Source organism: Marinomonas rhizomae (assembly GCF_024397855.1).
GTDB lineage: Bacteria > Pseudomonadota > Gammaproteobacteria > Pseudomonadales > Marinomonadaceae > Marinomonas > Marinomonas rhizomae_A.
On sequence record NZ_CP073343.1, the window covers coordinates 376,455 to 389,215 of the forward strand.

The 12,761-nt window shown below is 42.3% G+C and carries 9 protein-coding genes; 2 read left to right on the forward strand and 7 right to left on the reverse strand.

The annotated features are described in order from the left end of the window. Window positions 1–117 precede the first annotated feature (117 nt). Window positions 118–2,025, forward strand: a complete 1,908-nt coding sequence (locus KDW99_RS01635; protein ID WP_255827599.1) for a putative bifunctional diguanylate cyclase/phosphodiesterase — start codon at window positions 118–120, stop codon at window positions 2,023–2,025. A gap of 7 nt (window positions 2,026–2,032) precedes the next feature. Here the strand turns inward: KDW99_RS01635 and KDW99_RS01640 are convergent, their stop codons facing one another. Then, a complete protein-coding gene (locus KDW99_RS01640; RefSeq protein ID WP_255827600.1) occupies window positions 2,033–2,494 on the reverse strand; it encodes a DUF3237 domain-containing protein in 462 nt (153 codons plus the stop codon). Window positions 2,495–2,999: 505 nt separating this feature from the next. Here KDW99_RS01640 and KDW99_RS01645 point away from each other — a divergent pair. Next, entirely contained in the window at window positions 3,000–3,758 is a 759-nt protein-coding gene (locus KDW99_RS01645) for a 5'-nucleotidase, lipoprotein e(P4) family (protein ID WP_255827601.1), read from the forward strand. 79 nt (window positions 3,759–3,837) lie between these two features. Here KDW99_RS01645 and KDW99_RS01650 read toward each other — a convergent pair whose 3' ends face one another. The 6 genes from KDW99_RS01650 to KDW99_RS01675 form a co-directional block, all read right to left on the reverse strand. Then, entirely contained in the window at window positions 3,838–4,092 is a 255-nt protein-coding gene (locus KDW99_RS01650; RefSeq protein WP_255827602.1) for a type II toxin-antitoxin system Phd/YefM family antitoxin, read from the reverse strand. 113 nt (window positions 4,093–4,205) lie between these two features. Next, window positions 4,206–5,753 (reverse strand): alkyl hydroperoxide reductase subunit F, encoded by a 1,548-nt coding sequence (gene ahpF / locus KDW99_RS01655; protein WP_255827603.1) that lies wholly within the window; start codon window positions 5,751–5,753, stop codon window positions 4,206–4,208. Between the two features lie 91 nt (window positions 5,754–5,844). Then, the gene (gene ahpC, locus KDW99_RS01660) at window positions 5,845–6,402 is read right to left on the reverse strand and encodes an alkyl hydroperoxide reductase subunit C (protein WP_255827604.1); all 558 of its coding nucleotides are present in this window, start codon (window positions 6,400–6,402) and stop codon (window positions 5,845–5,847) included. Between the two features lie 107 nt (window positions 6,403–6,509). Beyond that, window positions 6,510–7,589, reverse strand: a complete 1,080-nt coding sequence (locus KDW99_RS01665) for a response regulator (RefSeq protein ID WP_255827605.1) — start codon at window positions 7,587–7,589, stop codon at window positions 6,510–6,512. A gap of 5 nt (window positions 7,590–7,594) precedes the next feature. After that, window positions 7,595–11,464 (reverse strand): response regulator, encoded by a 3,870-nt coding sequence (locus tag KDW99_RS01670; RefSeq protein WP_255827606.1) that lies wholly within the window; start codon window positions 11,462–11,464, stop codon window positions 7,595–7,597. Between the two features lie 37 nt (window positions 11,465–11,501). Further along, window positions 11,502–12,662: an ABC transporter substrate-binding protein gene (locus tag KDW99_RS01675; protein WP_255827607.1), complete on the reverse strand. Its 1,161-nt coding sequence runs from the start codon at window positions 12,660–12,662 to the stop codon at window positions 11,502–11,504. Window positions 12,663–12,761 lie beyond the last annotated feature (99 nt).

Below are 12,761 nucleotides of genomic sequence, written 5' to 3' on the forward strand. Positions count from 1 at the left end.
AATGGAAACCATGTCATGGAATACACTTATTTGAACTTATCTGATAAGTTCAATGTTGATACTTTGGCTCTAATATCATCTGTTCTTACTTAAAAATGCCAGATTATAGAGACATTTATGTCAACAGTTGTAGATAGAAAAGTAAAAGAAGATGCTATTGGTTTACTAAAAAGTCATTCAATAGCCGGATTTTTCATAAACATCATTACCAGTGCTTTTTTGGCTTTTGGTTTTGAAAAAAACATTGATCAGGACGCAAAAGTGACTTGGTGGCTTGTCATGGTCAGTATCATGATTTGTCGTGCTATATGCTTTTTTTTCGGCCAACATTTTTTTGCTAAAAACTCGAAATACGACTTGTATGTATTTTCTGTTGGAGCCGTTGCGACTGCATTAATGTGGTCTTTTTATCCATTGTATTTTTATCAAAATGCCAGCGACCTAGAGTTGACGAGCACTATGGTTGTCATCGCCGGTTTTGCAGGTGGTTCAGCGATTATTCTTGCAGCAAATAAAGTATTAGCGACTTTTTATGTGCTTGTTTTGCTTTTGCCTTACTCGATATTGCTGACGCTTTCTGATGAAGCATCGCATCAGTCTTTGGGTTTTCTTGGTCTTTTTTTCGCGTTATTCGTTTTTATTAAGGCGATTAAATTTGCCGATTTTACTATCGATGTGATTTCCACCAAACATCAGAACGCCCTGTTATTATCTAGTATGGAGCAAAAAATACAGGAACGTACAGAGGCACTCATTACGCTTTCAAATATAGATTCACTCACTAATCTTTTGAATCGTAAAGCATTTTTAGAGCAGTTTAATGCATTAATACACAACCAGCCAGAAACACAATCCTTCGCTGTTTTGTTCGTCGACTTAGATGGCTTTAAAGGGATTAATGATACGTTAAGTCATGAAATAGGCGATCAAGTTTTAATAATGGCAGCCACCCGTATTAAAAATTTCAACAGCGAATCTCAGCTTGTTTGTCGTTGGGGTGGGGATGAATTTATTGTTGTATTGCCTCATAAGAGTGTTTCTCAGACCTCAGCTTTTGCCCGAGACTTGATTGAAAAAATATCAGAGCCTTATTTTGATCATAACTATCGAGTGACAATTGGTGCCACTATTGGTATCTCGATTTATCCAGAACACAGCCAGCGTAAAGAGGTGTTAATTCAGCATGCTGATATGGCGATGTATCAACAAAAGCGCCATGCACAGGGCAGTGTAGGTTATTTTAATGAGACTTTGCGTTTGCAACTACAGCGTGAATTTAATTTACGAGACCAATTAATTACAGCGATTGATAGAGAGGAGTTAAGACTTGTTTATCAGCCGATTGTGAACGCTAAAACAGGAAAACCGGACGCCTTTGAAGCCTTACTGCGCTGGAATAGCGCTTTTGGACCAATAGCACCAGATCAATTTATTCCTATAGCCGAGCAATATGGCCAGATAAAAAGCATTGGTTTGTGGGTGCTAGAGCAAGCGTGTCAACAAGCGAAGAAATTTCAACTCATATCTCCGAATCTGACTATGTGCGTCAATGTCTCTGTGGCACAGTTTCAAGATGAGGATTTTGTCGAGCAAATTTCGAATATCTTCCAAAAATATGATTTTGCCCCTTCCGGCTTGAATATTGAAATCACCGAGTCTTTTTTCGCTTCGGATAAACTGGGTTTAATGCAGAAAATTAAAGCATTGCAGAAAATGGGCGTACAGATTTCTATTGATGACTTTGGAACGGGTTACTCTTCTTTATCTTCTATACAAGATATGGGCGTCGACATCGTTAAAATTGATAAAAGCTTTGTTGATACCATACAAGGCAGCGGGCTCAGTATTATTACTGCCGTACTGCTTATCGCCAAAGAGTTAAATTATCAGGTTGTAGTGGAAGGGGTCGAGACAGAAGAGCAAGCCAATGTCTTACGAGATCTTAATGTCACCTATTTGCAAGGCTATTACTTTTCTCGACCCATTGAGTCAGAACAAGCGTTAGAGTATTTGGAAGCGTTGTAACTTTTATCTAACACACTTCGAATATTTGTAGTTCTACTAATGTGGGTTTGCGAATGCCGACACCAATAAAAACTCGCTCGGTAATCCACTGAAAGCGCTCTGAACTGGTTTCAAATTTGGGTACACTGCGAAAATACACGTCTTTTGGGTCCACGAGCTCGCCGTCTTTGATCTTTTGAGTTATTTCAGCAGACGCTACACGCATTGCTTCATTGTGTATGTAAATGCGTTCACCTTGGTCTGTTTCAAAGGCGTAGCGAGCATCTAAGTGAGACATTCTTGGTGAAACAATAAGCTGATAATCTGCACCACCAGCAAGCACTTTGCCTTGCCAGCCGTCACCTGTGACCTTGCCGCCTAGGATAGGAATGATGCGACGTTCGCCGTGAAGGGTTTTACCAATCTCTTGCGGTGCGGCCACCTCGATTTCTAACGTCGCAAAATGTTTAAGCTCCGGTGCTGTGATCATGGATTACCTCATATTTTTATTGTGTGAGTGCTAGGGAAATAGTGTCATAGAAATAATGTACCACTTTAAGGAAGGTGCGAATAAGTCTACTAAGCCTCAGTCTTTCAGAGAAATCGTCAAATAAGACGCGACTCTGAAGGAATGTAGGTACCTTTCAAAGAGTCGCAACGACATGTGGCGTTTTCTCTTAAAGACCCGAAGGGCATGGTCTAAAAGCCTGTATTCTTTGTTGAGCACCTCGAAAATAGAACCACTATTCACATTCGGCACTCGCCTCGAATAACAGGCTTTTATCCACATGCTGAGGTAAGAGGACTTGCTCGCACCTTCCTTAAATTAGCGTCTCGCGATGATTTTCCCATAATGCCTTTGTTGTTCTAAATGAAGTCTATGTCCAAATTGCGCAGATATGAAACGAATAGGTTTGAGTTGTAATTAAATTGGCGTTTAATAAAAAAATATGTCACCTTATCTACTCATAAACAAAAAAGGAGTAGTTCGTTTTATGAAAAAAATTACCACCTCTTTACTCGTAGCGTTACCTTTATTAAGCAGTAGTGCTGCGTTTTCAGCAGACCAAGACGTTGTTTGCAAAGCAAAAGAGTACAACATGGCATTGCGTTATCAGCAGCAATCTGCCGAAGTTATGGCACTTCAGTTGCAGGCATACCAGTTTGCCACGCAGCGTTTTATTCAGATTTTAGCGAATCATCACTCGGATAAAAAACCAGCTGTTGTGTTGGATTTGGATGAAACCGTCATAGATAATACGCCATTATTAGTTCGTGATGTAAATAACTGTCACGATTACACTTCTTGGGATACTTGGAGCGATTGGGAGAAAAAAGGCGAACCGACCTTGATCCCAGGCGCAAAAGATTTTATCAACTTTGTCACGCAGCAAGGCGTGAAAATCTACTATATCTCGGATCGTTTTCAGGAGAACAAAGCAGACACGCTTAAGACGCTGAAAAAACTGAACCTGCCTCAAGTGGCTAGTGATAATGTGCTGCTTTATACCGAGTCGAAAGAGTCTCGTCGTGAGATTGCCCGTAAAAACCACGATATTATTATGTTAATTGGTGACAGCCTGCATGATTTTGCTGCTGAATTTAAAAACAAAGAATCGACAGATTACCAACGCGGCTTAGTTGCCAAAGAAGCCAAGCATTTTGGTAACGATTGGATCGTTATGCCTAATGCCTCCTATGGTTCTTGGTCGAAGTCAGAGCTAAAAGCATGGGATGAAAAAGCTGCAAAATAATGCGGCCTTAAATTCTGAAAAGCCAATACAGATTGACGTTTGTATTGGCTGTTTGATTCAAATTCTGTCCAAAATAGCATCATTTCTCAATTCTTTCCCTTGTCTGTTTTCTGCCTGCTTCCTCTTCCGCAATGGCTGTGTTTAAACGAGAAGCATTTTTAGGACTCGCCATTAAGTAAGCAGTTTCTTCATAGGCCTGAAAATCTTCCAAGCTTATCAGTACAGTCGGTTTCCCGCCCTGGCGAGTAATGAGCACAGGCTTATGATCGTCATTTACCTTATCAAACGTGCTGGCAAGATTTGCTCTAAAAGCTGAATAACTTAGCGTATCCATTTTTTACTCCTACAAGTAAGTGCTTAAAATTGTACTTGTACTTAATTCTAGATTACAAAAAAACCGCCATCCAGCTAAGCCAGAGGGCGGTTTATATAACTCTAGTTGTTTGCTTAGTTACGAATCAAGTAATCAAATGCGCCTAGAGCTGCGGTTGCGCCGCCACCCATGGAGATGATGATTTGCTTGTATGGCGTTGTGGTAACGTCGCCTGCTGCGAATACACCTGGAATAGAGGTTTCACCGTGAGCATTGACGATGATTTCACCGCGGTTACTCAGCTCCAAGGTGTCTTTTAAGAACTCGCTGTTTGGCACTAAGCCGATTTGTACGAAGATCCCCGCAACGTCAACAAGGTGTGATTCGTCGGTTAAGCGATCTGTGTATTTTAAACCAATAACGCGCTGACCATCGCCGATTACTTCGGTTGTCATAGCATTTTTGATGATAGTAACGTTTGGTAATGAGTTGGCTTTTTTCACCAATACATCGTCGGCGCGCAAGGTGTCGGCAAATTCAAACACGGTCACGTGTTCTGTGATACCTGCCAAGTCTATTGCCGCTTCGATACCTGAGTTACCACCACCAATAACCGCGGTTCTTTTGCCTTTGAACAATGGGCCGTCACAGTGTGGGCAGTAAGCTACACCCTTGTTACGGTATTCTTGCTCGCCCGGTACGTTCATTTCTCTCCAACGTGCGCCAGTGGCTAACACAACGGATTTACTTTTTAGTATTGCACCGTTTTCCAATTCTACTTCGATGAATTCTTTCTTCTCTAGGCGAACGGCTTTTTGCAGCTTCATTAGGTCAACATCGTAATCCAATACGTGTTGTTCAAGGCCGGCGACCAATTTCGGGCCGTCGGTGGCTTTCACAGAAATGAAGTTTTCAATCGCCATGGTGTCACTGACTTGTCCACCAAAACGTTCTGCTACAACGCCTGTGCGGATGCCTTTACGAGCGGCGTAAATGGCAGCGGCTGCGCCTGCTGGACCACCACCAACAACGAGCATATCGTACGGTGCTTTTTCTGCTAGCTCAGCAGCTTGTTTGTCCGCTGCGCCCGTGTCTACTTTGTTGATTATTTCTGCCAATGTCATGCGACCTTGGCCAAAGATTTCGCCATTTAGGTACACAGATGGCACGGCCATGATGTTGCGTGCGTTCACTTCGTCTTGGAACAAAGAACCATCAATCATGGTCGCGGTAATGTTAGGGTTTAATACCGCCATTAAGTTAACGGCTTGCACAACGTCTGGACAGTTGTGGCAAGAGAGGGAAATGTACACCTCAAAGTTCAATTTAGATGTTAGAGACTTAATTTGTTCTAGGGTCTCTTGTGCCGCTTTGGATGGGTGACCACCCGCTTGTAATAGAGCCAGTACGAGAGAGGTAAACTCGTGACCCATTGGGATGCCTGCAAAACGCACACGTGCTGCTTCGCCTTTTGGCGCAATGGCCATTTGCGGCGCACGATCTTGTGAGTTTGCATCTACCGTTAGGGTAATTCTGTCGCTTTTTAGCTCGGTAATTTCGCGAGCTAAGCTAAGTAATTCTTCTGATTTTGCTGAACCGTTTGTGGACACAGTAATTTCAATCGGATTAACGATATTTTGCAGGTATGTGCCCAACTGCTGTTTTAAGTTTGCTTCTAACATGATGATGAAACCTGTTTGATTGAGTGATTTACTGTGCTGAAAGTAAAAAGGGGTCAGGTGTGACCCCTTTTGGGTTCTTTATTCAGTCAGTTTAGATTTTGCCAACTAGGTCTAGAGAAGGAGTCAATGTTTCTTCGCCTTCTTTCCATTTTGCTGGGCAAACTTCGCCTGGGTGAGCGGCTACGTATTGTGCTGCTTTTACTTTACGAAGTAGATCTTGGGCATCGCGGCCGATACCTTCAGCTGTGATTTCCATGGCTTGGATAGTGCCTTCTGGGTCAATCAAGAAAGTCGCGCGGTCTGCAAGACCTTGGCCTTCACGCATTACGCCGAAGTTGTTTGTTACGTTGCCAGCTTGATCGCCAACCATGTAGTACTGGATTTTGCCGATTGTTTCAGAGCTTGCGTGCCATGCTTTGTGAGTGAAGTGAGTGTCTGTAGAGACAGAGAATACTTCAACACCGCGAGATTGAAGTTCAGCGTAGTTGTCTGCAACATCGCCAAGTTCAGTTGGGCAAACGAAAGTGAAATCAGCTGGGTAGAAGAAGAATACGGCCCATTTTCCTAGCACGTCTTTTTCAGAAATTTCTACGAATTCGCCGTTTTTAAAAGCCGTTGCATTGAATGGTTTGATTTGAGTGTTGATCATTGTGTTTCTCCTAATGTGTGTTTGAGTGCGTTACCAACAGGACACATATTAGGGAAAATGTTGTGATAGTAAAAATTGTTATTAACTAAAGTTGTGATTGATAAAAGCTATTTAACGATTATGTCTTCTTCTTTGTCTGGGTGTTGTTGTCGGATCGACAAAATCTGGGGGGTTAGATTGTTAAGTAGAGGAACCAGGTTTGGGTCAAAATGACTGCCCGCACTGTCTTTAATATAGGTAAGAGACGCCTCTAAACTCCATGCTTCTTTATAAGGGCGTTTTGACATCAGCGCATCGAGCACATCTGCAATGGCGACAATACGACCCTCTAATGGTATTTCTTCACCTTTTAAGCCATTCGGGTAGCCACTACCATCCCATTTTTCATGATGGGTAAGGGCAATGGTTTTTGCGATTTGCAGCATTGGATCGTCGTCTTCAGCAAATATTTCGCCACCATAAACCGTATGAAGTTTCATCTTTTCCCATTCTTCTGGTGTGAGCTTGCCTGGTTTTAAAAGAATGGCGTCAGAGATGCCTATTTTTCCTACATCATGCATTGGGGCGGCTTGAAAAATCCGGTTTATCCACTCTTCATTGCCGCCATATTCTTGTGCAATCATGCGTGCATAGTGACTCATGCGAATAACATGAGCGCCAGTTTCATTGTCTTTGAACTCTACCGCACGACCAAGATGATGAATAATGCGGAGCTGGCTGGCTTGCAGTGCTTTGGTACGCTCGTCTACTTTTTTCTGTAATTGTCTGTTTTGATCATATAAAGCGAGGTGTGTACGGACTCTGGCACGAACGATAGGTGGGCTGATGGGTTTGATAATGTAGTCTACGGCACCTAAGGAGAACCCTCTCTCTTCATCTTTGATGTCGTGTTTGGCCGTCACAAAAATAACTGGAATATTGGCTGTTACAGGATTGGCTTTTAATTGTGTGCAGACATCATAGCCATCCATTTCAGGCATCATAACGTCTAGCAGTATAAGGTCTGGACGTGGTGATAAAGCCGCAATAGCCAAGGCTTTCATACCATTTAAAGCGACTTTAACTGTGTACTCATCAGATAAGGACGCAACTAAAACGTCAATGTTTTCTGGCGTATCGTCAACGATCAGGATAGTCGGTCTCTCTAGTGGTTGTGTCGTATTAGATTGCTCAAACGTCTTCATCATGATGTCTACTTCTCAGAGTCTTCTAAATGTTCGATAAGCATAGTTAAGTGTTTTGCTGCCAGTTCAAAGTCGTAAAGTTTTAAGGCTGCGACGACTTTTGCCATCATGGCATAAGCCTCTTTGCTGGCGATATTTGGAAGCAAATTTTGTGCTAGATAAAGTGCTTCCACCACATTTTTATCGATATAAGTGGTTAATTTTTCAATATTCTTTTTAAATTCGTCTTGGTTCATTGACTGTGATGCTGTGGTTTCTTTTTCTACAGCATGGCTATAAATCGTATGCCACGCTCTAAGATCATTTAGGACAATAGTTAAATCCTGTTCTACAGATAACAGTATAGGCGTTATATTGACATTAGCCTCTTCTAAAGCGTTTTCCAATTGGCCGGCCGATGTTGCTAGTTCGATCATACCTAAGGTCGCGGCGGTTCCTTTTAGTGTATGCGCTAATCTATTGGCTAATACAAGATCACCCTGCTTTATGGCCGCGTTACATTCATCGATGAAGGACGTATGTGTTTCCAGAAAACGTGTTAACAGCCGAGTATAAAGTGGTTTAGTTAGTGTTCTTGCTAAACCTAATTCTGCGTCTATGTGCATGCTATCTGGTAGCTCTGCAGTATCTGTATTATCTGGTGATGTAGATACTAATCCTGCGCGAGTGTTATTAATGTTGGGTTTGATCCAGGTGCGCAAGGTATTAAACATGGTGTCAAAATGGATAGGTTTAGCGATGTGATCATTCATACCAGAAGTTTTGGCGTATTTAATGTCTTCTGCCATTACGTTGGCCGTCATGGCGATAATTGGAATGTCTTTGTACTCTGGCATCGTGCGAATTTTTTGGGTTGCTGTGTAACCGTCCATTACCGGCATTTGGCAGTCCATTAAAATACAATCAAAGTGATCGGATCCTAGTAAGTCAATCGCTTCTTGTCCGTTTGTTGCAGAGGTAAATTGAATGCCGCTACGTGATAGTAATTCTTCGGCCAATTCGCGGTTGATTTCATTGTCCTCAACCAGCAATACATTGACTCCTGCAAGCTCGTAAGAAAATACGATGTCATTACTGTCATTACTGTCGTTGCTATTGCCAATAAGCGAGACAGATTGGGGACCGCACAACTGTATAATCTGATCGAATAGACTGGATGTTGTGACGGGTTTGGTTAAATAGGCTGAAATCGGTAGCTCTTCGCCAGCTTTGCGGGCTTCCTCTTGTCTATATGCCGTCACCATTATAATAGTGATAGGGGTGGTGTCTTGGGTCTGCTCAAGAATAGCTTTGCAGGTGTCTATACCATCCAGTTCCGGCATTCTCCAATCAATCAACATTAACGGGTAAGGCTGAGATTTTGCTTTAAGTGACGCTATGTACTGAACCGCTTCGTGGCCACTGCTACAGGTATGGCAGACAAGGCCAAGCGCTTCTACACTGGCTTTTAAAACCTCTCTGGCCGTGTCATTGTCATCGACAATCATTACTTGGCTTAAATTAGTATGTCTGTTTAATGCATATTGAGAAGCGACATTTTCTGTGGATTGGAATCCCACGGTAAAGTGAAAGGTGCTGCCTTTATTGTCTTCACTTTCGACCCAGATATCGCCGCCCATCAATTGAATCAGTCGTTTTGATATGGCAAGACCAAGGCCTGTGCCACCAAAGCGTCGAGTGGTTGAAGTATCGGCTTGAGAAAAGGATTTGAATAGGTTGTTTTGTTTGTCTTTGCTGATGCCTATACCGGTATCTTGAACCGAGAAGTGGATCAAGTTTTCTTGCTGATCTTGTTTTGAACAGGTGGCGCGGATGATAATTTCACCCTGTTTAGTAAATTTAACCGCATTATTGCCGAGATTAAGCAGGATTTGGCGAAGTCTAGTTGGATCTCCGACGACTTGTTGAGGGACGTTTGCGTCAATGTCTATGATCAGTTCTAGGCCTTTCTCCTCTACTTTAAGTTCAAGTACGTGCGCTACCTTGTGGATAAGGCTAGGCAGGATAAATGGCACACTCTCAATGTCCATTTTGCGCGCTTCAATTTTTGAAAAGTCCAAAATGTCATTGATAATATTGAGAAGCGATTCGGCTGAATGACTGACTTTTTCGATATAACCGCGCTGTTTGTCATTTAAGGAGGTTTGAAGAGCCAAAGAAGACATGCCAATGATGGAATTCATAGGGGTACGAATTTCATGACTCATATTGGCAAGGAATTCGCTTTTTGCCTGGTTGGCGTCCTCTGCTGCTTCTTTTGCTGTTTGCAACTCTTTGGTTTGCAAGGCAATGTCGTTTTCTAGTTTTTCTTTATATTGTGCGAGTGACTGTTGTGAGATGAACTTTTCAGTCACGTCACGCCAAGAGATAATAGTGGCGGGGCGATCATTAAATGAAATCGATAGAATGGTCATGTCGGCATGAATTAGCTCACCATCTGAACCTTTGAAAACCCACTCGGTCCTGGTATTTCCATACAAGGAAACTTGTCTTAAATGACTGTTTAAACTGGATGAGGAAAGCGCGCCGTCGGCCTGTTTATAGGGGGATATATCGCCTATTTGTTTGCCTAACAAGGCGTCTTTTTCAGAGTATTTGAGTGTTTGAACTGCCGCGTTATTACACTCTACCATTTTGTGATCCATCAAAATCCAGACTGGATCGGGAGTAAATTCAAACATAGAGCGAAAACGTTCTTCGCTTTCGATAAAACTGGAAAGTTGTCGAGTGACTCGACGAGAAATAGCCCAGGCTAATAGTAATAATATAGTGATGGAAATGCCGCTGATCCAAAGAATGCGGGTTTTCACTTCCGTTAGTTGGTTTTCAATCTTTTGGTCTAGATTTTTTGAATTAAGTTGAACAAATTCACCAATTTGATCCATTAACCTTGGTAACGGAGAAAAGGTTTTTTCCAATAAACTGATGAGCTTAATTTGTTCTTCCCCAAGAGTAATATGCTCGGTCCGTTCTTGGAAAAACCCTTTAGTTCCTAGCTTGATGACTTGTTCTGTATTATCAAAAAAGTAGCCCTCGCCAAAAAGCGTGCTGCCAAGGGCGTTTCTTTCCTGTTGTAACCTTTCTGCTGTTTCTGGATGTACCTTAGCGGATTCAGCGATGACGTAATCTAAGCGATCCAGCGATGACTTAATTTGATTGTCTTTGAGATCCGTGATGACACTTAATGAATTGGAAGCGATCATCACATTTAGTGAAACCTCTAAGGTATTAATGTCTTCCATGGCGGTATTTAGCGCAGACTCAAGGCGCGACAGGCGCAGTTTCAAATACGCTTTAGCAAGGTCATCTCTTTTCTCGTAAGGGGCGGTGTTGTATTGATAGATAAGGAAGTTTTCTTGTAAACGATTGTTGCCTGTCATGCGATAGGTAAGGCGTTTTAATTGTTGTAGTTGATTTAGTGCTTTACTTTTTAAATTGAGTTCTATTTCATCCAAATCATGCTTTGCGTTGCGAATGTGCCAGTCAGTTATTTGCTTGGCTGTGGCTAGTATATTTGGCCCTTGTTCTGCTAATTCAGAACTGATTTGTTGTGTTTCTGCATCGTTAGACTCGGTTTCAAGCGTCGCAACCGCACGATAATATAAACTAAGATTGTATTGGTTACTGACGGTAGGGACTACACCCTCTAGCAACACTTGGCGAAGCTGGTCGCGGTAAGTAGGGACGATTGCTCTTAGCTCTGCGGAGGCATCTAAGAGTTTCGTTTGCTGACTTCTTAGACCCTGTCTTTGTGCTGTGAGCTCTTGCAAGGTGATGGTTAATATTACTGCGCCTATGATGGACGATATCAAAGCGACGAATGCTAATAACCACACTAGGGGAGATATGGATAAGTGATGTCGATCTAATGTCATCATGATAAGAATCTACTAAGTCTCTCGTTTTAGTGGTGGGTTACTGTATGTCAGCATAAGACAACTCTTTTAATACACCATTGTGGATAAGTTGTATCCAAATATGTCTCTTATTTGGGTTTAGCACAGCAAGTTCGTTTTGTTCTTGAGAATCATGATAACTCTTCGCGAGTTGTTTTAAGCTATCTTCAATCTCTTGGCTGGTAGGCACGTTTTTGAGTGGCAAAAGCGCTTGCCCTACAATGAGTGCATTAATGTAACCTTCAAGTTGCATGGTTGTTGGTGGTGTAGCGTCGCCAAATCGTGCCATATCTTCTTTTAATTGTTTGATAATAGGAGCTTGAGAATTAATAAGCGAAGGTGTGGTTTGCGTGATTAATACTTTCGCCTTGGTGTCGCTAATGTGCGTTTGTAAAGCCTCTAGCCCTGTAAATGAAAAAGCGGAAAACACCGGCGAGATACCAAAGTCTTCAAGTCGCTTGATGAAGTTCGCGCTGGTGTTGTAGGTGCTGACCATAATAATGGCTTTTGGTGTGGGGAAAACGCCTAATACATCGGCAACAGAATGGCTGACTTCATCACTATTTCGCTGATGCCTAATCTGAAGTATTGATGCTGAGTCTTTTAGACCTGCGTCCGTTAGTGCTTCTATTACGCTTGCTAATCCTGCGTCTCCGTAGCTGTCTTTTTGTGCAAAAATAGCTACTTCATCCGGTCTTATCCCCAAGTCGTTCACTAGAATGTTCACTAAATAGTAGGCTTCTTCTGTATAGCTTGCCCGAGTGTTAAAAATAAAGGGAGAAGATCTCTCTGTTCGCATAGATTGCGCACCAGTGAGCGGAGATATAAGTGGTATATCGTATTTGGATAAAACACTAAGAGATGCAAGGTTCGTCGGTGTACCAACGCTACCTAACATGGCCTTTACCCCATAATCATTAATGAGAGTGGATACTTGGGAGGGGGTTCTACTAGGCTCATAACCGTCATCTAAGGGGACTAAAGATAGCTGGTAGTTGAGTTTTTTACTGTCATTGATTCGTTTAAAGCCTAACTCGATACCTCGTACGATTTGAGTGCCCATAAAAGTGTTTGGGCCAGTTAGGGGGCCAGTAAAGCCGAAGCGTAATTCCGCTGAATACGCTTTTCCACCTAATATAAAAAGGCACAGAGCTAGACAAGCAATGACTTTCAATCTCATAAATAGATGCAATCCCGTCGATACTAAAGGCAAAAACCTCAATATATCAGTCTAAGACAAAAACACAGGAATGGAATGAAAGTTTGGTAAGTAAATGTC

Excerpts from the sequence above, each read along its gene's own strand:
- KDW99_RS01640 (WP_255827600.1), bottom strand. The coding sequence starts at position 2,494 with ATGATCACAGCACCGGAGCTTAAACATTTTGCGACGTTAGAAATCGAG.
- KDW99_RS01650 (WP_255827602.1), bottom strand. The coding sequence starts at position 4,092 with ATGGATACGCTAAGTTATTCAGCTTTTAGAGCAAATCTTGCCAGCACG.
- KDW99_RS01665 (WP_255827605.1), bottom strand. The coding sequence starts at position 7,589 with ATGATGAAGACGTTTGAGCAATCTAATACGACACAACCACTAGAGAGA.
- KDW99_RS01670 (WP_255827606.1), bottom strand. The coding sequence starts at position 11,464 with ATGATGACATTAGATCGACATCACTTATCCATATCTCCCCTAGTGTGG.
- ahpF (WP_255827603.1), bottom strand. The coding sequence starts at position 5,753 with ATGTTAGAAGCAAACTTAAAACAGCAGTTGGGCACATACCTGCAAAAT.
- KDW99_RS01675 (WP_255827607.1), bottom strand. The coding sequence starts at position 12,662 with ATGAGATTGAAAGTCATTGCTTGTCTAGCTCTGTGCCTTTTTATATTA.
- KDW99_RS01645 (WP_255827601.1), top strand. The coding sequence starts at position 3,000 with ATGAAAAAAATTACCACCTCTTTACTCGTAGCGTTACCTTTATTAAGC.
- ahpC (WP_255827604.1), bottom strand. The coding sequence starts at position 6,402 with ATGATCAACACTCAAATCAAACCATTCAATGCAACGGCTTTTAAAAAC.
- KDW99_RS01635 (WP_255827599.1), top strand. The coding sequence starts at position 118 with ATGTCAACAGTTGTAGATAGAAAAGTAAAAGAAGATGCTATTGGTTTA.